The organism is Paraburkholderia sp. UCT70 (genome assembly GCF_050434085.1).
In the GTDB taxonomy this organism is placed as follows: Bacteria; Pseudomonadota; Gammaproteobacteria; order Burkholderiales; family Burkholderiaceae; genus Paraburkholderia; species Paraburkholderia tuberum.
Genome location: NZ_JBNPVZ010000004.1, coordinates 2,056,232 through 2,079,409, shown reverse-complemented (window position 1 = coordinate 2,079,409; position 23,178 = coordinate 2,056,232). Strand labels below are relative to the sequence as shown.

Below are 23,178 nucleotides of genomic sequence, written 5' to 3'. Positions count from 1 at the left end.
GTCACCGGCAGCTCGCGAGCGAGTCTGCGCGCGCATCCACGATGTGTTTCGCTGCGGCTTGCAATCGGATAGACAGGTGGCAACAGGGTGTTCCCCCAAGGAGTCTCCCGTGTTGCCGTCATTTTCTCCCGCTCTACTCGCGCTCGCCGACGGCACGGTCTTTCGTGGTTATTCGATCGGCGCCCCCGGGCATGCCATCGGTGAAGTCGTGTTCAACACTGCCATCACCGGCTATCAGGAAATCCTGACTGACCCGAGCTACGCGCGCCAGATCGTGACCCTCACGTACCCGCATATCGGCAACGTCGGCGTGAACGCCGAAGACGTCGAAGCGACGAAAGTCCATGCCGCCGGCCTGATCATCCGTGATCTGCCGGTTCTCGCGTCGAACTTCCGCATGGAGGGCACGCTCCCGCAATATCTGCAGGACGAAGGCGTGGTCGCCATCGCCGGCATCGACACCCGCAAGCTGACCCGCCTCCTGCGCGACAAGGGCGCGCAAAACGGCGCGATCCTCGCTGGTTCCGACGACGAAGCGAAGGCCATCGAACTCGCGCGCTCGTTCCCGGGCCTCGCCGGCATGGACCTCGCGAAGGTCGTGTCGACCCAGGAAACCTACGAGTGGACCAAAACCGAATGGCGTCTGGGCACGGGCTACGGCGAGCAGAAAGCGCCGACGTACCGCGTGGTCGCATTCGACTACGGCGTCAAGCAGAACATCCTGCGCATGCTGGCCGAGCGCGGCTGCCATGTCACCGTGCTGCCGGCGCAAGCGAGCGCCGCTGACGCGCTCGAGCTCAACCCCGACGGCGTGTTCCTGTCGAACGGCCCGGGCGACCCTGAGCCGTGCGACTACGCGATCGCGGCGACCAGGGAGTTCATCGAGCGCGGCATTCCGACCTTCGGCATCTGCCTGGGCCACCAGATCATGGGCCTCGCGGTCGGCGCGAAGACGATGAAGATGAAGACCGGCCATCACGGCGCGAACCATCCGGTCAAGGATCTCGAAGACGGCCGCGTGGTGATCACGTCGCAGAACCATGGTTTCGCGGTCGATGCCGACACGCTGCCCGCCAACGCGCGCGTGACCCACGTGTCGCTGTTCGACGGCACGCTGCAGGGCTTCGCGCTGACCGACAAGCCAGCGTTCTGCTTCCAGGGCCACCCGGAAGCATCGCCCGGTCCGAACGACATCGCGTACCTGTTCGACCGCTTCACCGCGTTGATGGACGCGCACAAGAACGGCAAGAGCGCAGCGGCTTGAAGTAGTACAGGCCGGCCGCAGAGGCCAGCCGGAAACGGCTCGCGGCGGCCGCCGCAGCCCGCGGCGCTACGCGGCGGGCATGCCGCGAAACAGCGCGCGCAACGTGAATACGCCGCGCGCCGACGGAAAGAATTCAGGAATACATTAGCGAGAGCGTTATGCCCAAGCGGACAGACATCAAGAGCATCCTCATCATCGGCGCGGGTCCGATCATCATCGGTCAGGCGTGCGAGTTCGATTATTCGGGCGCGCAGGCATGCAAGGCGCTGCGTGAGGAAGGCTACAAGGTCATTCTCGTCAACAGCAATCCGGCGACGATCATGACCGACCCGAACACGGCCGACGTGACCTATATCGAGCCGATCACGTGGGAAGTGGTCGAGCGCATCATCGCGAAGGAGCGCCCGGACGCGATCCTGCCGACGATGGGCGGCCAGACCGCGCTGAACTGCGCGCTCGACCTGCACGCGCACGGCGTGCTGGCGAAGTACGAGGTCGAGCTGATCGGCGCATCGCCGGAAGCGATCGAGAAGGCGGAAGACCGTCAGAAGTTCAAGGACGCGATGACGAAGATCGGCCTCGGTTCGGCCAAGTCGGGCACCGCGCATTCGATGGAAGAAGCGCTGCAGGTACAGGCGAAGATCGCCGTGGAAACTGGCAGCGGCGGCTATCCGGTCGTGATCCGTCCGTCGTTCACGCTGGGCGGCTCGGGCGGCGGCATCGCGTACAACCGCGACGAGTTCGAAGAGATCTGCAAGCGCGGTCTCGACCTGTCGCCGACGCGCGAGTTGCTGATCGAAGAGTCGCTGCTCGGCTGGAAAGAGTACGAAATGGAAGTGGTCCGCGACAAGTCGGATAACTGCATCATCGTCTGCTCGATCGAAAACCTCGACCCGATGGGCATCCACACCGGCGACTCGATCACCGTCGCGCCGGCGCAGACCCTGACCGACAAGGAATACCAGATTCTGCGTAACGCGTCGCTCGCGGTGCTGCGCGAGATCGGCGTCGACACCGGCGGATCGAACGTGCAGTTCTCGATCAATCCAAAAGACGGCCGCATGATCGTGATCGAAATGAACCCGCGCGTGTCGCGCTCGTCGGCGCTGGCGTCGAAGGCAACCGGCTTCCCGATCGCGAAGGTCGCGGCGAAGCTGGCGGTCGGCTACACGCTGGATGAACTCAAGAACGAAATCACCGGCGGCCAGACCCCCGGCGTCGTTCGAACCGACGATCGACTACGTCGTCACGAAGATCCCCCGTTTCGCGTTCGAGAAATTCCGTGAAGCCGATTCGCGCCTGACCACGCAGATGAAGTCGGTAGGCGAAGTGATGGCGATTGGCCGCACGTTCCAGGAGTCATTCCAGAAGGCGCTGCGCGGCCTCGAAGTCGGCGTCGACGGTCTCGATGAAAAGACCGCCAATCGCGATGAGATCATCCGCGAGATCGGCGAAGCTGGTCCGGATCGCATCTGGTATGTTGGCGACGCGTTCCGTGTGGGCATGGGCGCGCAAGAGATCTTCGAGGAGACCGCAATCGACCCGTGGTTCCTCGCGCAGATCGAGCAGATCGTGCTGAAGGAAAAGGCGCTGGCAGGCCGCGCGCTGGCGAGCCTGACGAAGGAGGAGCTGAAGTATCTGAAACAGAGCGGCTTCTCGGATCGTCGTCTGGCCAAGTTGCTCGGCGCGAAGCCGGCGGACGTGCGCGCGCGTCGTATCGAGTTGAACGTGCGTCCGGTGTATAAGCGCGTCGACACCTGCGCGGCCGAGTTCGCAACCAGGACCGCGTACATGTATTCGACCTACGAGGAAGAGTGCGAAGCGAATCCGACCAGCAACAAGAAGATCATGGTGCTGGGCGGCGGCCCGAACCGGATCGGCCAGGGTATCGAGTTCGACTACTGCTGCGTGCATGCCGCGCTCGCGATGCGCGAGGACGGCTATGAAACGATCATGGTCAACTGCAACCCCGAAACCGTGTCGACCGACTACGACACCTCCGACCGTCTGTACTTCGAATCGCTGACGCTCGAAGACGTGCTCGAAATCGTCGACAAGGAAAAGCCGGTCGGCGTGATCGTGCAGTACGGCGGCCAGACGCCGCTGAAGCTCGCGCTCGACCTCGAGGCGAACGGTGTGCCGATCATCGGTACGTCGCCGGACATGATCGACGCGGCCGAAGACCGCGAGCGCTTCCAGAAGCTGCTGCAGGACCTCGGTCTGCGCCAGCCGCCGAACCGCACCGCGCGCGCCGAAGACGAAGCACTGAAGCTCGCCGACGAAATCGGCTATCCGCTCGTCGTGCGTCCGTCGTACGTGCTGGGCGGCCGCGCGATGGAAATCGTCCACGAGCCGCGAGATCTCGAGCGCTATATGCGCGAGGCGGTGAAGGTGTCGAACGACTCGCCGGTGCTGCTCGACCGTTTCCTGAACGACGCGATCGAATGCGACGTGGATTGCATTTCCGATGGCGATGCCGTGTTCATCGGCGGCGTGATGGAGCACATCGAACAGGCGGGCGTGCACTCGGGCGACTCGGCCTGCTCGCTGCCGCCGTATTCGCTATCGAAGTCGACCGTGGCCGAACTGAAGCGCCAGACCGCCGCGATGGCGAAGGCGCTGAACGTGGTCGGCCTGATGAACGTGCAGTTCGCGATTCAGCAGGTACCGCAGGCTGACGGCTCGAAGGACGACATCATCTACGTGCTCGAAGTGAACCCGCGCGCGTCGCGCACGGTGCCGTACGTGTCGAAGGCGACCAGCCTGCCGCTCGCGAAGATCGCAGCGCGCGCGATGGTCGGCCAGAAGCTCGCCGCGCAAGGCGTGACGAAGGAAGTCGAGCCGCCGTACTTCAGCGTGAAGGAAGCGGTGTTCCCGTTCGTCAAGTTCCCGGCGGTCGACCCGGTGCTCGGACCTGAAATGCGTTCGACCGGCGAAGTAATGGGCGTCGGCCAGACGTTCGGCGAGGCTCTGTTCAAGTCGCAGCTCGCGGCGGGTTCGCGGCTGCCCGAATCGGGCACGGTGCTGCTGACCGTGATGGACGCCGACAAACCGAAGGCAGTCGAAGTCGCGCGCATGCTGCACGAGCTCGGCTACCCGATCGTCGCGACCAAGGGCACGGCTGCCGCGATCGAAGCGGCCGGCGTGCCAGTCAAGGTCGTCAACAAGGTGAAGGACGGCCGTCCGCACATCGTCGACATGATCAAGAACGGCGAGATCGCGCTCGTCTTCACGACCGTCGACGAAACGCGCGCGGCGATCGCCGATTCGCGTTCGATCCGCATGAGCGCGCAGGCGAACAAGGTCACCTACTACACGACGATGTCGGGCGCACGCGCGGCGGTGGAGGGTCTTCGTTATCTGAAGAACCTCGAAGTCTATGATTTACAAGGACTCCATGCTCGCCTAAACTAAGGCTTCGACTAGCTGTCCAAGATGTAAGTGCCGCGGTTAAGCGGCGTTCCGCAGGTGCTGCGGCCCGGGTTTGTCCACGGGCGGCGGCTTTCGCGGAATGCACTTAACCGCGGTGATTTTTTTTATGGCCGTTTTTTGCCTCCAGAGTTGTTTATGAGCACTATTCCATTGACGAAGCGCGGCGCAGACATGCTGCGCGATGAATTGCAGCGCCTGAAATCGGTTGAACGTCCGGCCGTGATCAACTCGATCGCGGAAGCGCGCGCCCAGGGCGATCTGTCGGAAAATGCGGAATACGACGCTGCGAAGGAAAAGCAGGGCTTCATCGAAGGCCGTATCGCCGAAATCGAGTCGAAGCTCGCGGGCGCGCAGGTGATCGATCCGTCGCAAGTGGAAGCGGACGGCCGCGTGGTGTTCGGCGCGACGCTCGAGCTCGAAGACCTCGAGTCGGGTGCGTCGGTCAAATACCAGATCGTCGGCGACGACGAAGCGGACATCGACCACGGCCTGATCTCGATCAGCTCGCCGATCGCGCGTGCGCTGATCGGCAAGTCGGAAGGCGACGTCGCGTCGGTGCAAGCGCCGGGCGGCGTGCGCGAATACGAAATCATCGCGGTCAGCTACATCTGAGGGTGGCGCCGGTGCCTTTGATGCCGCATCGTTTTTTCCGCCTGTTGACGGTGGTGTGGGTCGGTAGTCTGTTGACTATCGGCTATGCGGTTGCGCCCGTGCTGTTCACGACGCTCGACCGGATGACGGCGGGCGCCGTCGCCGCGCAGTTGTTTCGTATTCAGGGTGTGATTGGCGTCGTGTGCGGCATTTTGCTGCTCGGTCTCGCCAATTTGCTCGTGCGGCGCGGGAGTGGCGCATATCGCCGCTTGCGCTGGCTGCTCGCCGGTATGCTCGTATGCGTGCTGGTTGGCTATTTCGCGTTGCAGCCGTTCATGAACGCGATGCGCGTGGCGGCGCTCGAGGCGGGCAGCGATATCGGGCATTCCGTTTATGCGACGCGCTTCGGCATCCTGCATGGCGTGTCCAGTCTGTTCTACCTGATCGAGAGCCTGCTAGGGGTTGCGCTCGTTTGGCTGCTGCCGGCGCCTGTTGGTGCCGCGGCCGAGGAAGAGGGCGCGCGCGACGTCACGGGCAAGGTGGCGGGCTGAAGCTCGCGGGTGGCTGATGGTGTGACGGTGCGCGTGCCATGGCCGCCGGGCCGATGCCGATGCCCGCGATGAACCTCATCACATTGCGACGAATCGTCGCGATTCCGGTGGCCAACTACGGTTCATTCGCGCTGCTTCGGGCCTCGCGCTCAAGGCCGCCAATGCGCAGTGCGGAGTCGGTCCGCACCTTGGGCGCGTGTTCTCTTACTTCGACTGATGCGAACGCTTCGCGCTGGTTTGACGCTTCTTCGCGCGCTTGATGTTGCCGCCCTGCGTCACGCGTTCATTGCCGCGCACCAGCACCGCTTTCGCTCGCGGCTTGCGCATCGGCACGTCTGTCGGCTTGGCGACCTTGACGATGCGGGGTGGGCGTCCCTTGGCCGGCCGGGTTTCTTCGGCCGCCGCTTCGCGGGCGCTCGGCAACGCGCCGCGCTTCGCTTTTGCCGCCGGCGGTGCCGATTCTGGCTTCCAGATCACGAGCAGCTTGCCGATATGCTGGATCGGTGCAGCGTTCAACGCGTCGCAGATTTCTTCGTAGATAGCGATGCGCTCCTCGCGCTCATCGCCGAACACACGAATTTTGATCAGTTGATGCGCGGCGAGGTGCACCTTGATTTCGGCGAGCACAGCGTCGGTCAAGCCTTCGGCGCCGACGAGCACGACCGGTTTGAGCGCATGTGCCTGGGAGCGCAACTCGGCGCGTTGGTCGGAAGAGACTTTGAGGGCTGGCATGAAAAGTGGAAGACTCGACTAAAATGGCGGCTCCTGCGTTTTCGTCCGATCGCCGAGCGATTCGGGCGACTCGATTCAGCAGGGCGCGCGTCAGAACAACAGAATCGCGGATCGCCGCCAGTCTGGCGGGGGCCGCGCGAATTAACCGCGTATTATCCCCTAAAGCGCGACCCGACGCAGCAATAGTTCAATCTTTAATGGCAAAAAACAAGTTCAATACCGCGTGGCTGCACGACCACATCAACGATCCGTACGTCAAAATGGCGCAGCGGGAAGGTTATCGCGCCCGCGCGGCCTACAAGCTCAAGGAAATCGACGAGCAGGACAAGCTGATCCGTCCCGGGCAGGTAATCGTCGATCTCGGTTCCTCGCCGGGCAGCTGGAGCCAGTACGTGCGCAACAAGCTCGCGGGCGGCTCGCAGCGCAACGCGGAGCGCGAAGGTGGCATCGACGGCACGATCATCGCTTTGGACATTCTGCCGATGGAGCCGGTGGCCGACGTGCACTTCATCCAGGGCGATTTCCGCGAAGACTCGGTGCTGGTCCAGCTCGAAGAATTGGTCGGTGCGCGCCAGGTAGACCTTGTAATTTCGGATATGGCGCCCAACCTGTCGGGCGTGGCGATCGCGGATGCGGCTCGGATCGAGCATTTATGCGATCTCGCGCTCGAATTCGCGCAAAATCACCTGAAGCTGGATGGTGCCCTTTTAGTCAAATGCTTTCACGGCAGCGGATATAGTCAGATTGTCGAAAAGTTCAAACGCCAATTCAAGGTGGTGGCGGCCCGCAAGCCGAAGGCGTCGCGGGATAAATCATCAGAAACATTTATTTTGGGTAAGCATCTGAAGCGTCCCGCGTAGGGATGCGGCGAGCCGGTTGCATCTCTGCCAATAATGAGCCCAAGCGTCCGGAGACGGGCGTCAAGCCGGCCCGCTACCCTATTTCCGTGGTAGTGAAACGTTATGGCAGGGGTCTGCGGACTGGATTAGAATGCTTTCGTGGTGCCGCAAGGCAAATGTAGGCGCCCGTCTAAGTGAAGGAGTGGTGCTTTGAACAACAATATGTTTTCGAAAGCAGCAGTGTGGCTGGTGATCGCACTGGTGCTGTTTACGGTGTTCAAGCAGTTCGACAAGCCCCGTGTCCAGGAAGGCGTTTCCTATTCGCAGTTCATGGACGACGCGAAGAACGGCAAAGTCAAGAACGTCATTGTCCAGGGGCGGAACCTCACGGTCACTCCAGCAGACGGCCAGAAGTACCAGATCGTGTCGCCAGGCGACATCTGGATGGTCGGCGATCTGATGAAGTATGGCGTACAGGTGAGCGGCAAGGCTGACGACGAACCCAATGCACTAATGTCCGTGCTGTATTACCTCGGACCGACGATCTTGATCATTGGTTTCTGGTTTTACATGATGCGACAGATGCAGGGGGGCGGCAAAGGCGGGGCCTTCTCGTTTGGCAAGTCGCGCGCGCGACTGATCGACGAGAACAACAACGCAATCAATTTCACCGACGTCGCCGGTTGCGACGAAGCCAAGGAAGAAGTGTCGGAACTCGTCGACTTCCTGCGCGATCCGCAGAAATTCCAGAAGCTCGGTGGTCGTATTCCGCGCGGCGTGCTGCTCGTTGGCCCGCCGGGAACCGGTAAGACGCTGCTCGCGCGCGCCATCGCCGGCGAGGCGAAGGTGCCGTTCTTCAGCATTTCAGGTTCAGATTTCGTGGAAATGTTCGTCGGCGTTGGCGCGGCTCGCGTGCGCGACATGTTCGAGCAGGCCAAGAAGCACGCGCCGTGTATCGTGTTCATCGACGAAATCGACGCGGTCGGCCGTCATCGAGGCGCCGGCATGGGCGGCGGCAACGACGAGCGCGAACAGACGCTGAACCAGATGCTCGTCGAAATGGACGGCTTCGAGGCGAACTCGGGCGTCATCGTGATCGCCGCGACGAACCGTTCGGATGTGCTCGACAAGGCGCTGTTGCGTCCGGGCCGTTTCGACCGTCAGGTGTACGTGGGTCTGCCCGATATTCGCGGCCGCGAGCACATCATGAAGGTGCACCTGCGCAAGGTGCCGATCTCGAACGACGTCGATGCGGCAGTGATCGCGCGCGGCACGCCGGGTTTCTCGGGCGCAGATCTCGCAAACCTCGTCAACGAAGCAGCACTGTTCGCGGCGCGGCGCGGCAAGCGCATCGTCGAAATGACGGACTTCGAGGACGCGAAGGACAAGATCTTCATGGGTCCAGAGCGCAAGTCGGCTGTGATCCGCGAAGAATCGAAGCGTGCTACCGCGTATCACGAATCGGGTCACGCGGTGATCGCGAAGCTGTTGCCGAAGGCCGATCCGGTGCACAAGGTCACGATCATTCCGCGCGGCCGTGCGCTGGGCGTCACATGGCAATTGCCGGAGCATGACAACGAAACGTACTCGAAGGAATATCTGCTCGACCGTCTTGCCATCCTGTTCGGTGGCCGCGTCGCGGAAGAGCTGTTCCTGAACCTGATCAGCACCGGCGCGTCGGACGACTTCAACAAGGCGACGCAGACGGCTCGCGCAATGGTCGCCCGCTTCGGCATGACGGATGCGCTCGGACCGATGGTCTATGTCGACGACGAGAACGACGCTTCGCCGTTCGGCCGAGGCTTCACGCGGACCATTTCGGAAGCGACGCAACAGAAGGTCGACGCGGAAATCCGTCATGTGCTGGACGAGCAGTACAATCTCGCACGGCGCCTGCTCGAAGAGAACCGCGACAAGGTCGAAGCGATGACCGCCGCCCTGATGGAGTGGGAGACGATCGACGCCGATCAGATCAACGACATCATGGCAGGCCGTCCGCCGCGTTCACCGAAGAGCTCGCCGCCGTCGGCAAGCGACGCCTCGTCGGGCGGCAGCCCGGGCACCGAAGTCAAGCCGGGCAGCGCAACCGCGCCGGCCTGATCGGCAGCCAGTAGAAAGTGCGGGCCGGTGTGCTACACACCGGCCCGTTTTGCATTTATCCGTTCCAAGTGAAGCATTGCTACGTGTCGAAAGTCGATTCTTCTTCCGTACCCCTTCCAGAGCCGCTGCAGTGTGGCCGTTTCAAGCTGACGTTCGAACGCCCGTTGGTCATGGGCATCCTGAACGTCACTCCCGATTCCTTTTCCGATGGCGGCAAGTTCGCGATGCGCGGCGATGCGCTGCGCCAGGCCGAGCGCATGATGCTCGAGGGCGCGGACATCATCGATATCGGCGGGGAATCGACGCGTCCTGGCGCGCCGCCGGTGCCGCTCGACGAAGAGCTGGAGCGCGTGTTGCCGCTCGTCGAGCAACTGCGTGGCGCGAACGTGCCATTGTCGGTTGATACGTACAAGCCGGAAGTGATGCGTCATGCGTTGAACGCGGGGGCCGACCTGATCAACGACATCTGGGGCTTCCGCATGCCCGGCGCGATCGACGCGGTGCGCGACAGCGACTGCGGCCTTTGTGTCATGCATATGCTAGGTGAGCCGCAGACCATGCAGCTGGGCGAGCCGCACTATGACGACGTCGTCGGCGAAGTGCGCCACTTCCTCGAGGAGCGTGTCGCGACGTTGCAGCAGGCGGGGATTGCGCGCGAGCGTATCAGCGTCGATCCGGGTTTCGGCTTCGGCAAGGTCGTCGTCGAGCATAACTACGCGCTGCTCGCGCATCTGCGCGACACGGCTCCGCGCGCCGCTTCGCCGTATCCGATTCTTGCGGGCATGTCGCGCAAGTCGATGGTTGGCGCGGTGACGGGGCGGCCGGCGCCGGAGCGCGTGGCCGGCAGCATCGCCGCGGCGGTGTGCGCGGCCGAACGGGGCGCCGCGATTCTGCGCGTACACGACGTCGCGCAAACAGTCGATGCATTGAAAGTATGGGCAACCCTGCGCGACGCGGACAAGCAGAGCCGCGCGCACGGTTGAACCCGCAGCCACGGACAGGGAGAACAAACATGGCACGTCGTTACTTCGGAACGGACGGCATTCGAGGCAAGGTCGGCGAAGGCCCGATCACGCCGGAATTCGTGTTGCGGCTCGGCTATGCGGCCGGCAAAGTGCTCGCGGGCGCCGATCAATGGGCGAAAACAGGCACCCGTCCGACCGTGCTGATCGGCAAGGACACGCGGGTGTCGGGCTACATGCTCGAAGCCGCGCTCGAATCGGGCTTCTCGGCCGCCGGCGTCGACGTGATGCTGGCCGGCCCGATGCCGACACCCGGCATCGCCTATCTGACGCGCGCACTGCGGCTTGCCGCGGGTGTCGTGATCAGCGCGTCGCACAACCCGTACTACGACAACGGCATCAAGTTCTTCTCGGCCGACGGCAACAAGCTGCCGGACGACGTCGAGGCGCAGATCGAGGAGCAACTCGAGCTGCCGCTCGCGTGCGCGGCCTCCGAGCAACTGGGCAAAGCGCGCCGTCTCGATGACGCAGCTGGCCGCTACATCGAGTTCTGCAAGAGCACATTCCCGGCCGCGTACGACCTGCGCGGCATGAAGCTCGTCGTCGATTGCGCGCATGGCGCCGCGTACGACGTCGCGCCGCACGTGTTCCATGAGCTCGGCGCGGAAGTGATCCCGATCGGCGTCTCGCCGAACGGCTTCAATATCAACGACGGCGTCGGCGCGACCGCGCCGGATGCGCTGGTTCGCGCGGTGCGCGCAAACCACGCGGACCTCGGTATCGCGCTCGATGGCGACGCCGACCGTCTGCAGGTCGTCGACGAGTCCGGCCGCCTTTTCAACGGCGACGAGCTGTTGTACGTGCTGGTCAAGGACCGTATCGCGACCGCCGGCCACGTGGAAGGAGCGGTCGGCACGCTGATGACCAACATGGCCGTGGAGGTCGCGCTGCAGAATGTCGGCGTCAAGTTCGTGCGCGCCGCGGTCGGCGACCGCTATGTGCTCGAACAGCTTCGCGAGCACGGCTGGCAGCTCGGCGCCGAAGGTTCGGGCCACATTCTGTCACTCGATCGCCATTCGACCGGCGACGGCATCGTGTCCGCTCTGCTCGTGCTGGCGGCGATGCAGCGCAGCGGCAAATCGCTCGCGGATCTGCTCGACGGTGTCACCCTGTTTCCGCAGAAGCTGATCAACGTGCGCATGAAGCCCGGCTCGGACTGGAAGGGCAGCGAGACGATCCGCAGTGCGATCAAGGTGGCCGAAGGCGCGCTCGACGGCCGCGGCCGCGTGCTGATCCGCGCGTCGGGCACCGAGCCGGTACTGCGCGTGATGGTGGAGGCGCAGAACGTCGCGGACGCGCTCGAGCATTCTGAAGCGATTGCCGAAGCCGTGCGGGTAGCGACGGCCTGATCGATTCCCGAGTCGACGGCGGGCGGTGGCGGCCGCTTGCCGCCTGCCTGAGCGTCGCAGGCAGAAGATTCAGCGGGCTCCATAAACTGGGCGGCCGGGCTTTCGCACCCAACGAAGGCTCATTCCTCACCCCATCGAGTCCCCACTCCGCAGCCGCCAAAAGGACGGCACATCCCGCACAAAAACGACCTCCGAGCGCAGCGCAAACGTTCGCGCCCCATCTTTTTCGTCTACCTTGAAAAATGCGATGCAACGGGCATCGGCAAAGCGGCAATTCGGCGGCTTCGGCACCTTTCACGGGGTAATATTACTGTCACATTTGATTCATTATCAGTCACGTTTTTGTCATAAAGAGACCCTAAGCTTCGCGGTGTTCAGTTTCACGCTCACACCACACGCTCACACCCCCTTGGAGGTCTCATGAAATTGATGCAAACCGTGTTCGCTGGCGTCGCTGGCGCGCTCTTCGCAATCGCAGCGCAAGCCGCAGACATCACCGGCGCGGGCAGCACGTTCGCGGCACCGATTTACACGAAGTGGGCCGACGCTTATCAGAAGACCGGCGGCGGCAAGGTTAACTACCAAGGCATCGGTTCGTCGGGCGGCATCAAGCAGATCGAGGCGAAGACCGTCGATTTCGCAGGGTCGGACGCTCCGCTGAAGGACGACGAACTCGCGAAGGCAGGCCTGTTCCAGTTCCCGACGGTGGTCGGCGGCGTGGTGCCGGCAGTCAACGTGCCGGGCGTCAAGCCGGGCGAACTGGTGCTGTCGGGTGAAGTGCTCGGCGACATCTACCTGGGCAAGATCAAGAAGTGGAACGACCCGGCAATCGTCGCGCTGAACCCGAAGGTCAAGCTGCCGGATCTGGACATCGCCGTGGTGCGCCGCGCCGACGGTTCGGGCACCAGCTTCATCTGGACGAACTACCTGTCGAAGGTCAACCCGGAATGGAAGACGAAGGTCGGTGAAGGTGCGACGGTCAACTGGCCGACCGGCACGGGTGGCAAGGGCAACGACGGCGTCGCGGCTTTCGTGCAGCGTCTGCCGGGCGCGATCGGTTACGTCGAATGGGCGTACGCCAAGCAGAACCACATGAACTACGTCGCGATGAAGAACGAATCCGGCGCGGTGGTTCAACCGGAGACCGACACGTTCAAGGCAGCGGCGGCTGGCGCCGACTGGTCGAAGTCGTTCTATCAGATCCTGACGAACGAGCCGGGCAAGAACGCATGGCCGATCGTCGGCGCGACGTTCGTGCTGCTGCACACGACGCAGGACAAGGCACCGCAAGGCGCGGAAACGCTGAAGTTCTTCGACTGGGCGTTCAAGAACGGCGGCCAGGCTGCGAACGATCTGGACTACATCTCGCTGCCGCAGTCGGTCGTCTCGGAAATCCGCACGCAGTGGAAGCAGAAGATCAAGGATTCGGCAGGCAAGACGCTCGCCGAGTAACAGGCGTAAGCTGGCGCGGTCGATCTGGGCCGCGCCCTGTAGCACCCCGGCCGTCCTCGTGCGAGGACGGCCTGTGACTTTCACGCGGCATGCGCCGCATGCATCACCGACCGCCCGACATGTGTCGTCCGGCAACTGGAAACAGGTCCCTCAGGCTCTCATGTCCGATATTCATTTAGCGTCCGGCACGAGCCGGGCCACTCCGCCTGGCCGCGCGTCGCAGCAAAAGGCGCCTGGCCGCTTGGGCGATGTGATTTTCGGCGGCCTCGCACGCCTTTCCGCCATCGTCACGCTGCTGCTGCTCGGCGGCATCATCGTGTCGCTGATCATCGCCTCGATGCCGTCGATTCGCGAGTTCGGTCTCGCGTTCCTGTGGACGGCGGTGTGGGATCCACCCAGCAAGCAATTTGGCGCGCTCGTGCCGATCTACGGCACTCTCGCGACGTCGATCATCGCTCTGCTCATCGCGGTGCCCGTCAGCTTTGGTATCGCGCTGTTTCTGACCGAACTGTCGCCCGCGTGGCTGCGCCGGCCGCTCGGCATCGCGATCGAGCTGCTTGCCGCGATTCCGTCGATCGTGTACGGCATGTGGGGTCTGCTCGTGTTCGCGCCGATCTTCGCGGTGTGGTTCCAGAAGCCGCTAGGCGCGGTGCTCGGCAGCATTCCGATCGTCGGCGCGCTGTTCGCCGGTCCGCCGATCGGCATCGGCATTCTGTGCGCGGGCGTGATCCTTGCGATCATGATCATCCCGTACATCGCAGCGGTGATGCGCGACGTGTTCGAAGTCACGCCGGTCCTGCTGAAGGAATCGGCGTACGGTATCGGCTGCACGACGTGGGAAGTGATGTGGAAGATCGTGCTGCCGTTCACGAAGAGCGGTGTGATAGGCGGCGTCATGCTCGGTCTCGGCCGCGCGCTGGGTGAGACGATGGCGGTCACGTTCGTGATCGGCAACACCAATCTGCTCGACAATATTTCGCTGTTTTCGCCGGGCAACAGCATCACCTCGGCGCTCGCCAATGAGTTCGCGGAAGCGGACCCGGGCCTGCATACGTCGGCCCTGATGGAACTCGGCCTGATCCTGTTCGTGATTACATTCATCGTGCTGGCGATTTCGAAAATCATGCTGCTGCGTCTCGAGAAAGGGGAGGGCGCGAAATGAGCGGGCCGTCCCTGAACATGCCGGGTCTGAAGGACGCCGCGACGCTCGAAAGGATGCGCGTGCGTCTGCAAGGACGCCGTCGCATGACCAACGCGCTTGCGCTGACGCTGTCGCTCGCGGCGATGGCGTTCGGCCTGCTGTGGCTCGTGTGGATTCTCTATACGACGCTGCGTCTTGGTATCGGCGGTCTGTCGGTCGAGCTGTTCACGCAGTCGACGCCGCCGCCGAACACCGATGGCGGCGGTCTCGCCAACGCGATCGTCGGCAGCGTGATGCTGGTGGGGCTCGCAACGTTCGTCGGCACGCCGATCGGCATCATGGCGGGCGTCTATCTCGCCGAATACGGCCAGAAGGGCTGGCTCGCGAACCTCACGCGCTTCATCAACGACATCCTGTTGTCGGCGCCGTCGATCGTGATTGGTCTGTTCGTCTACGCGCTCGTCGTCGCGAAGATGGGCCACTTCAGCGGCTGGGCCGGCGTGCTCTCGCTGGCGCTGCTGCAGATTCCGATCGTGATCCGCACGACCGAAAACATGCTGAAACTCGTGCCGAGCGCGATGCGTGAAGCCGCGTTCGCGCTCGGCACGCCGAAGTGGAAGATGGTGCTGTCGATCACGCTGAAGGCGTCGATCGCGGGCATCGTCACCGGTGTGCTGCTCGGTGTCGCGCGGATTGCCGGCGAAACCGCGCCGCTCCTCTTCACCGCGTTGTCGAACCAGTTCTTCTCGGTCGATATGGGCCAGCCGGTCGCGAACCTGCCGGTCACGATCTACAAGTTTGCGATGAGCCCGTTCGCGCAGTGGCAATCTCTCGCGTGGGCCGGCGTCTTCCTGATCACGCTCGCGGTGCTGGGACTGAACGTCCTCGCGCGCACGATCTTCTCGAACAAGTAAGGGCGGAGTGAACCCGATGAACATGGCAGAAACCCAACTCAATCCGATCGGGCACGCAGCCGCGCCCGCGGGCTCCGACCCCGAACACAGCGCTCACGCGCAAACGCCGTCGCGTCCGAAGATCGAGGTCAAGGACCTCAACTTCTTCTACGGCAAGTATCACGCGCTGAAGAACATCAATCTGCAGATTCCCGAAGGCAAGGTGACCGCGTTCATCGGCCCGTCGGGCTGCGGCAAGTCCACGCTGCTGCGTACCTTCAACAAGATGTACGCGCTCTACCCGGAGCAGCGCGCGGAAGGCGAGATCGTGATGGACGGCGAAAACCTGCTGACCTTGCGCCAGGACATTTCGCTGCTGCGCGCGCGCATCGGCATGGTGTTCCAGAAGCCGACGCCGTTCCCGATGTCGATCTACGACAACATCGCGTTCGGCGTGAAGATGTTCGAGAAGCTGTCGCGCTCGGAAATGGACGACCGCGTCGAATGGGCGCTGACCAAGGCGGCGCTGTGGAACGAAGTGAAGGACAAGCTCGGCCAGAGCGGCTACGGTTTGTCGGGCGGCCAGCAGCAGCGTCTGTGCATCGCGCGCGGTATTGCAATTCGCCCCGAAGTGCTGCTGCTCGACGAGCCCTGCTCGGCGCTCGACCCGATCTCGACGGGTCGCATCGAAGAGCTGATTGCTGAACTCAAGAGCGACTACACGGTGGTGATCGTCACGCACAACATGCAACAGGCGGCCCGCTGTTCGGACTACACTGCCTATATGTATCTCGGTGAACTGATCGAATTCGGCGACACCGAAAAGATCTTCATCAAGCCGGTCCGCAAGGAAACCGAGGACTACATCACCGGCCGCTTCGGCTGATCCGCCGGGCAATACAACGGAGTACGACATGTCCGATAAACATCTGTCCAGCCAGTTCGACGCAGACCTCAACCTCGTTTCGTCGAAGGTGCTAGAAATGGGCGGCCTCGTCGAATCGCAGATCGTCAACGCGATGCAGGCGCTCAACGAATTCGACCTCAACATCGCGGAGCAGGTGATCGCCGCCGAAGACCGTCTGAACAAGATGGAAGTCGATATCGACGAGGAGTGCAGCAACATCATCGCGCGCCGTCAGCCGGCCGCGCGCGATCTGCGCCTGCTGATCGCGATCTCGAAGACCATCACGAACCTCGAGCGCGCCGGCGACGAAGCCGAAAAGATCGCGAAGCGCACCAAGCGTCTGATGGAAGACGGCGCATCGCGCACCATCAACATCGCCGAGATCAAGCTGTCGGGCGAAATGGCCGTGTCGATCTTGCGCCGTGCGCTGGACGCGTTCGCGCGTCTGGACACGGTCGCCGCCGCGCAGATCGTGCGCGACGACAAGGCGATCGACGAGGAATTCCGCGCGTTCGTGCGCAAGCTGATTTCGTATATGACCGAAGATCCGCGTTCGATCTCGGTGGGCCTCGACTTCCTGTTCATCGCCAAGGCAATCGAGCGGATCGGCGACCACGCGAAGAACATCGCGGAATTCATCATCTACATCGTCAAGGGTACCGACGTGCGGCACCAGTCGCGCGACGCGCTCGAACGCGAAGCGCTCAGCTAATCCAGAGATAAGGAACAGAGGTGCCGATGCCCAGCAGCATTCTCGTCATTGAAGATGAGCCCGCCATTTCCGAACTGATTTCGGTCAATCTTCAACACGCCGGGCACTGCCCGATTCGCGCGTACAACGCGGAGCAAGCGCACAACCTGATCAGCGACGTGCTGCCCGATCTCGTGCTGCTCGACTGGATGTTGCCGGGTAAATCGGGTATTTCGTTCGCGCGCGATCTGCGCAACAACGAGCGTACGAAGCATATCCCGATCATCATGCTGACCGCGCGAGGCGACGAGCAGGACAAGGTGCTCGGCCTCGAGATCGGCGCCGACGACTACGTGACGAAGCCGTTCTCGCCGAAGGAACTGATGGCGCGCATCAAGGCGGTGCTGCGCCGCCGCGCGCCGCAGCTGACCGAAGACGTGGTCGCAATCAACGGTCTGAAGCTCGATCCGGCCACGCACCGCGTCGCCGCGCATGCGGAAGGCAGCGAGATCAAGCTCGATCTCGGCCCGACCGAATTCCGTCTGCTGCACTTCTTCATGACTCATCCGGAGCGCGTGCACAGCCGCACGCAACTGCTCGATCAGGTGTGGGGCGATCACGTGTTCGTCGAAGAGCGGACCGTCGACGTGCATATCAAGCGTCTGCGCGCGGCACTCAAGCCGGCCGGGTGCGATGCTATGATTGAAACGGTACGCGGCAGCGGTTACCGGCTGGCGAAGAGCGCCTGATAGCCGTCGGCGGCGCGCTGCATCGCATGGCGCAGTGCCGCCGTACCTCCCTCCTGCGCTGTATTTTCTCTTCGATCGCTAGACCATGAACATCATCTGGGCGCGCTCCATCGTGTCGGTCGTGCTGCTTGCTGTTCTGTGCGCGGTGGTCGGCGCACTGCTGAACGTCAAGGCAGGGCTCGCTCTCGCCATCGTCCTGCTGCTCGCACAGAGCGTCTTCAGTACCTTCCACAAGCAGCGTCTGTGGCGTCTGCTCGACGCGCCGGTGTACGGCGAAGTGCCGAGCGCCCCCGGCATCTGGGGCGAAATCTACTACCGTCTGCACAAGCTCGCGAAGCGCTGGCATGCCCAGGTGCGCCAGGTCGAGCAGCAGCACTCGCGTTTCATCCAGGCGATCCAGGCGTCGCCTAACGGTGTCGCGATGCTCGACGATCATGATCAGATCGAGTGGTGCAACGCGATTTCCGAAAGCCACTTTGGGCTCGATGCGAAGCGCGATCTGCGTCAGCACATCACGCATCTGGTGCGTCATCCGGATTTCGTGCGCTATCTGAATTCGCATCGGTACGAGGAAATGCTGATCATGCGCGGCATGGGCGACAAGCGCCAGAACGTGCTGTCGGTGCAGGTGTTTCCTTACGGCGACAATCGCAAGCTCGTGCTGTCGCAGGACATCACCGAGCTCGAGCGCACCGATGCGATGCGGCGTGACTTCGTCGCCAACGTGTCGCACGAATTGAAAACGCCGCTCACCGTGTTGTCCGGCTTTCTCGAGACGATGCGCGAGCTGCCGTTGGGCGAAGCCGAGCGCGCGCGTTATCTCGAGCTGATGGAGCAGCAGGCGTCGCGCATGCGTCATATCGTCAGCGATCTGCTCGTGCTCGCGACGCTCGAAGGCGACAACAAGCCGCCGAGCGATCAGATGATCGACATGCGCGCGGTGTTGCGGCATCTGCATGACGACGCGCAGAGCCTGTCCAGCGATCATCACAAGATCGTCTTCGATGCCGACGAAGCGCTGACCGTCACCGGCGTCGAAACCGAGATTTTCAGCGCATTCGGCAATCTGGTGACGAACGCGATCCGCTACACGCCGGACGGCGGCTCGATCAAGGTTAACTGGCGTGCGCAGGGTGGCCATGCGGTGTTCTCGGTCACCGATAGCGGCCTCGGCATTCCGGCCGCCGATATCCCACGGCTCACCGAGCGCTTCTATCGCGTCGATCGCAGCCGTTCGCGCGACACGGGCGGCACCGGGCTCGGTCTCGCGATCGTCAAGCACGTACTGCAACGGCACGATGCGCAACTCGACGTGAAGAGCGAAGAAGGGCGCGGCAGCACGTTCACGGTGCGCTTTCCGGTGTATCGGACGGCGCGCTGTCAAACCGCACAGGTTTGAACGCGGCAGTCATACGACTGGTCGACGCATAAAAAAACCGCCTGAAAAAGGCGGTTTTTTTATGCGCGCACTACGAACAGAACTTGCCGAGCAGACTCATCTGAGCATTGCGCGACGCCTTGCCCGGCCGGCGCCGGCGATAGTGACCGTCGCTTTGCATCAACCAGGCCGACTGGTTGTCGCCGAGAAACGCCGACAGCCCTTCCGCGATCACGCGCCGCTTCAGCCGCCGGTTGTTGAGCGGGAATGCGACTTCGACGCGCCGGAACAGATTGCGATCCATCCAGTCGGCGCTCGACAGATAGACCTGTTCCTTGCCGCCGTCGTAGAAGTAGTAGATGCGATGGTGTTCGAGAAAGCGCCCGACGATCGAGCGCACCGTGATGTTCTCGGAGAGCCCTTGCACGCCCGGCTGCAGCGAGCACACGCCTCGCACGATCAGATCGATCTTCACGCCGGCCTGCGATGCTTCGTACAGCTCGGCGATCACCGTCGGCTCGAGCAGCGCGTTCATCTTCGCGACGATGCGCGCCTTCTTGCCCGCGCGCGCATGCTCCGCTTCCTTGCGGATCGCGTCGACGAGCTTCGGATGCAGCGTGAACGGCGACTGCCACAGCTCGTGCAGCTTCAGCTCGCCGCCGATGCCGGTGAGCTGCTGGAACACATGGTGCACGTCTTCGCAGATCTTCTGATCGGCGGTCATCAGACCGAAATCGGTATAGAGGCGCGCGGTGCGCGGGTGATAGTTGCCCGTGCCGAGGTGCACGTAGCGCTTCAGGCTCGCCTTGCCGCCCGCCAACACGCGTCGCACGATCAGCATCATCTTCGCGTGGCACTTATGGCCGACTACGCCGTAGACCACGTGCGCGCCGACCGCTTCGAGCTGCGAGGCCCAGTTGATGTTGGTTTCCTCGTCGAAGCGCGCGAGCAGCTCGACGACCACCGTGACTTCCTTGCCGTTGCGCGCGGCCTGCATCAGCGCATCCATCAGCGGCGAGTCGGTGCCGGTCCGATAGATGGTCTGCTTGATCGCGACCACGTTCGGGTCCTTGGCCGCCTGCAACAGCAGCTCGAGCACCGGCTGGAAGCTCTCGTACGGATGATGCATCAGCACGTCGCCCTGGTCGATCACGTCGAACATGCTCGTACTGTTGGCGATCTGCGTCGGCGTCGACGGAATATGTGGCACGAACTTCAGATCGGGCCGGTCGACCATCTCGGGCAGCTGCATCAGCCGCACCAGATTGACGGGGCCGTTCACGTAGTAGCAGTCCTTGTTCGACAGACCGCTTTCGTCGAGCAGGCGCCGCACCACATGCGTGGGCGTTTCCGCCGACACTTCGAGCCGCACCGCATTGCCCAGATGCCGCGCCGGCAGTTCGCCCTGCAACGCGACGCGCAGATTGGTGATTTCGTCTTCGTCGACGAACAGCTCGCTGTTGCGCGTGATGCGAAACTGATTGCAGCTGCGCACGAAGAGATTCGGAAACAGCTCGCCGACGAAGCGTTGCAGCAGCGAGCTCAGCAGCACGAAGCCATGCGGATAACCCGACAAATCCTGCGGCATGCGCACGAGGCGCGGCAGCGCGCGCGGCGCCTGCACGATGCCCATCATCGCCTGGCGGCCGAACGCATCCTTGCCTTCGAGCTCGACGACGAAGTTCAGGCTCTTGTTCAGCACACGTGGAAATGGATGCGCGGGATCGAGACCGATCGGCGTCAACACCGGCAGCAGTTCGTCGAAGAAGTAGTTGCGCGCCCAGTCGGTCTGCGCGTCGCTCCATGCTTCGGTGCCGTGGAAATAGATGCCTTCCTGCTCGAGCGCGCTGAGCACCGTATCGTGCAGCATCGTGTACTGGCGATGCACGAGCTTCTGCGCGCGTTCGACCACGAGGTCGTACACGTGCTGCAGCGACATGCCGTCCGGCGACAGTGCGCCGGGGTTGTCGCGCATCTGTTCCTGAAGCCCGGCCATGCGGACTTCGAAGAATTCGTCGAGGTTGCTACTGGTGATGCAGATAAAGCGGAGACGTTCGAGCAAGGGGACGGCGGGATCGGCGGCTTGCGCCAACACACGCTCGTTGAAACCCAGAATGCCCAGCTCGCGATTCAATAAGGGATAGCGGATGGACATCGGCGGCGAGATTGGAATGTCTGAAATGGAGACAGAAAGACGCTCGGAAATTCTCACGGTTTGATGACGTCCTGATGACGTCGGCGATGTTTTTTAGATTTTATGCCGCAATCGTCGTCTGTCGTCAATATGACGCGCTACCTATGCGACGATACCGAACTCCCTGCGCCGCGAGGTGACACCGTGAAGGCTGCTACGCTTAGAATGGCGTCTTTGAACAGTGCGGCTGGCCGCGACGCGCACCATGCGCCGAAGGCGCCGGGCAGGCGCCTGGCGCTGCCGGAGTCCGCCGCCACGCCCTCGACCGCAGCCGCCGCGCTCGCGCGCATGGAGTACGCTTACCCGATGGTCAATATTCCTCATCTCCTCGCCGCCGTCGACCTCGGTTCGAACAGCTTCCGGCTCATCGTGGGCCGGGTCGAGGAAACCGACGCGGGCAGCCAGATCTATCAGGTCGACGCCTTGCGCGAGCCGGTGCGGCTCGCGGCCGGGCTATCGAGCGACAAGATGCTCGATCGCGCATCGCAGGTGCGTGGCTGGGATGCGCTGAAGCGCTTCGGCGAGCGGTTGCGCGATTTTCATCCGGACCACGTGCGCGCGGTCGCGACCAATACGCTGCGCATCGCGAAGAATGCGGGCGAATTTCTCGGCGAAGCGCAGGCCGCGCTCGGTTTTCCGATCGAAGTGATCGCCGGGCGCGAGGAAGCGCGCCTGATTTATGCGGGCGCCGCGCACTCGGTGCCGGCGAGCGCGGGCAAGCGGCTCGTCGTCGATATCGGCGGTGGCTCGACGGAATTCATCATCGGCTCGCACTACACGCCGATCATGATGGAGAGCTTGTATATCGGCTGCGTGAGCCATAGCCGCGCGTTTTTCCCTGCCGGCAACGTCGACGAGTACACGATGCGCCAGGCCGAGCTCGCCGCGCGCCGCGAAATCCAGATCATTTCCGCCGAATACAAGAAGACCGGCTGGGAGCAGGCGATCGGCTCGTCGGGCACCGCGCGCGCGCTTGCCGAACTGGTGGAGGCGAACAATTTCAACGATGCGGGCGTCACCCACGGCATTTCGCGCGGCGGCCTCGAGCGGCTCAAGCGCGCGCTGATCAAAGCCGAAAACGTCAACCGGCTGAAACTGATTGCGCTGAAGAGCGACCGCGTGCCGGTGCTCGCGGGCGGCCTGTCGATCATGATCGCGGTGTTCGACGAACTGGGCGTCGACTATGTCGACACCACCGACGGCGCGCTGCGCCTCGGCGTCATGTACGACCTGCTCGGCCGTTCGCAGCACGAGGACATGCGTACGGTGACGGTCGAGGGCTTCACGCGCCGCTATGGCGTCGATCGCCCGCAGGCGGGGCGCATCGGCAATCTGTCGACGAGCTTCTACGACCAGTTCGTCGAACCGGACGAGGAACGCCGCGCGGAAAACCGCATGTTCATCGGCTGGGCGGCGTCGCTGCACGAAATCGGGTTGTCGATCTCGCATAGCGCGTATCACAAACACTCGGCTTATATCGCAAGCAATGCCGACATGCCGGGCTTTTCGCGTACCGACCAGGCGCGCCTCGCCGCGCTCGTGCTCGGCCACGCGGGCAAGCTCGGCAAGCTGTCGCAGACGCGCGACGTCGAATGGCCGTTGCTGTTCTGTCTGCGGCTCGCGGCGTTGCTGTGCCGTCGACGCGCGGACGTCGGCCTGCCGGGCATCACGGTTGCTCAGGCGAACGGCGGTTACGAGGTGCGTTTGCCGAACGAGTGGGTGGCCAACAATCCGTTGACGGATTACAGCCTGATCCAGGAGGCGGCGGAGTGGGAGAAAGTCGGGATTCCGTACCGTGTCGTTTATACGGACGATTGACGCGATGCGGATCGACGCACGCGTCGATTCGCGGCGTGTGCATGAACAAAAAAAGCCCTGCACATGCAGGGCTTT

General features: G+C 63.0%; 17 protein-coding genes and 1 pseudogene. 16 read left to right on the top strand and 2 right to left on the bottom strand.

Annotation, left to right across the window (positions count from 1 at the left end; translation table 11 throughout):
- Positions 1-109: 109 nt before the first annotated feature.
- The 4 genes and pseudogenes from carA to OKW41_RS35115 all read left to right on the top strand — a co-directional run bounded on the left by carA (position 110) and on the right by OKW41_RS35115 (position 5,838).
- Positions 110-1,264 (top strand): glutamine-hydrolyzing carbamoyl-phosphate synthase small subunit, encoded by a 1,155-nt coding sequence (gene carA, locus OKW41_RS35130; protein ID WP_429450980.1) that lies wholly within the window; start codon positions 110-112, stop codon positions 1,262-1,264.
- A 158-nt stretch (positions 1,265-1,422) separates the two neighbouring features.
- Positions 1,423-4,678 (top strand): annotated as a pseudogene (gene carB / locus OKW41_RS35125) (carbamoyl-phosphate synthase large subunit).
- Positions 4,679-4,831: 153 nt separating this feature from the next.
- The gene (gene greA, locus OKW41_RS35120) at positions 4,832-5,308 is read left to right on the top strand and encodes a transcription elongation factor GreA (RefSeq protein WP_026225947.1); all 477 of its coding nucleotides are present in this window, start codon (positions 4,832-4,834) and stop codon (positions 5,306-5,308) included.
- A 20-nt stretch (positions 5,309-5,328) separates the two neighbouring features.
- A complete protein-coding gene (locus OKW41_RS35115) occupies positions 5,329-5,838 on the top strand; it encodes a DUF4149 domain-containing protein (protein WP_429450976.1) in 510 nt (169 codons plus the stop codon).
- Between the two features lie 204 nt (positions 5,839-6,042).
- On the opposite strand, the gene OKW41_RS35110 is transcribed toward OKW41_RS35115, so the two are convergent.
- Positions 6,043-6,570, bottom strand: coding sequence for a YhbY family RNA-binding protein (locus OKW41_RS35110; RefSeq protein WP_429575451.1), 528 nt, complete (start codon positions 6,568-6,570; stop codon positions 6,043-6,045).
- Positions 6,571-6,767: 197 nt separating this feature from the next.
- On the opposite strand from OKW41_RS35110, the gene OKW41_RS35105 reads away from it, so the two are divergent.
- The 11 genes from OKW41_RS35105 to phoR all read left to right on the top strand — a co-directional run bounded on the left by OKW41_RS35105 (position 6,768) and on the right by phoR (position 19,112).
- Positions 6,768-7,430: an RlmE family RNA methyltransferase gene (locus OKW41_RS35105; RefSeq protein ID WP_429575450.1), complete on the top strand. Its 663-nt coding sequence runs from the start codon at positions 6,768-6,770 to the stop codon at positions 7,428-7,430.
- Between the two features lie 189 nt (positions 7,431-7,619).
- Positions 7,620-9,509: an ATP-dependent zinc metalloprotease FtsH gene (gene ftsH / locus OKW41_RS35100; RefSeq protein ID WP_018421239.1), complete on the top strand. Its 1,890-nt coding sequence runs from the start codon at positions 7,620-7,622 to the stop codon at positions 9,507-9,509.
- Positions 9,510-9,592: 83 nt separating this feature from the next.
- On the top strand, positions 9,593-10,492 hold the full coding sequence (gene folP, locus OKW41_RS35095) for a dihydropteroate synthase (RefSeq protein ID WP_429575449.1): 900 nt from the start codon (positions 9,593-9,595) through the stop codon (positions 10,490-10,492).
- Positions 10,493-10,521: 29 nt separating this feature from the next.
- Entirely contained in the window at positions 10,522-11,880 is a 1,359-nt protein-coding gene (glmM, locus tag OKW41_RS35090) for a phosphoglucosamine mutase (protein WP_429450971.1), read from the top strand.
- 420 nt (positions 11,881-12,300) lie between these two features.
- Positions 12,301-13,332, top strand: coding sequence for a phosphate ABC transporter substrate-binding protein PstS (gene pstS / locus OKW41_RS35085; RefSeq protein ID WP_429575448.1), 1,032 nt, complete (start codon positions 12,301-12,303; stop codon positions 13,330-13,332).
- Between the two features lie 160 nt (positions 13,333-13,492).
- On the top strand, positions 13,493-14,494 hold the full coding sequence (gene pstC / locus OKW41_RS35080) for a phosphate ABC transporter permease PstC (protein WP_429575447.1): 1,002 nt from the start codon (positions 13,493-13,495) through the stop codon (positions 14,492-14,494).
- Complete coding sequence (gene pstA / locus OKW41_RS35075; protein WP_429575446.1) at positions 14,491-15,387, top strand: phosphate ABC transporter permease PstA; 897 nt, start codon at positions 14,491-14,493, stop codon at positions 15,385-15,387. The genes pstC and pstA overlap by 4 nt, the downstream gene beginning before the upstream one ends.
- Before the next feature lie 16 nt (positions 15,388-15,403).
- Complete coding sequence (gene pstB, locus OKW41_RS35070; RefSeq protein ID WP_429450966.1) at positions 15,404-16,252, top strand: phosphate ABC transporter ATP-binding protein PstB; 849 nt, start codon at positions 15,404-15,406, stop codon at positions 16,250-16,252.
- A gap of 28 nt (positions 16,253-16,280) precedes the next feature.
- Positions 16,281-16,985, top strand: a complete 705-nt coding sequence (gene phoU, locus OKW41_RS35065; RefSeq protein ID WP_018421232.1) for a phosphate signaling complex protein PhoU — start codon at positions 16,281-16,283, stop codon at positions 16,983-16,985.
- A 26-nt stretch (positions 16,986-17,011) separates the two neighbouring features.
- Positions 17,012-17,713 carry a phosphate regulon transcriptional regulator PhoB gene (gene phoB, locus OKW41_RS35060; protein ID WP_008922879.1) on the top strand — a complete coding sequence of 234 codons (702 nt, stop codon included), beginning with the start codon at positions 17,012-17,014 and terminating at the stop codon, positions 17,711-17,713.
- 85 nt (positions 17,714-17,798) lie between these two features.
- Positions 17,799-19,112, top strand: a complete 1,314-nt coding sequence (gene phoR, locus OKW41_RS35055; protein ID WP_429293601.1) for a phosphate regulon sensor histidine kinase PhoR — start codon at positions 17,799-17,801, stop codon at positions 19,110-19,112.
- 70 nt (positions 19,113-19,182) lie between these two features.
- Here the strand turns inward: phoR and ppk1 are convergent, their stop codons facing one another.
- Complete coding sequence (gene ppk1 / locus OKW41_RS35050) at positions 19,183-21,246, bottom strand: polyphosphate kinase 1 (RefSeq protein ID WP_429454499.1); 2,064 nt, start codon at positions 21,244-21,246, stop codon at positions 19,183-19,185.
- A gap of 204 nt (positions 21,247-21,450) precedes the next feature.
- Between ppk1 and ppx the strand changes: the two genes are divergently transcribed.
- Positions 21,451-23,103 (top strand): exopolyphosphatase, encoded by a 1,653-nt coding sequence (ppx, locus tag OKW41_RS35045; RefSeq protein ID WP_429575445.1) that lies wholly within the window; start codon positions 21,451-21,453, stop codon positions 23,101-23,103.
- Positions 23,104-23,178: the final 75 nt, after the last annotated feature.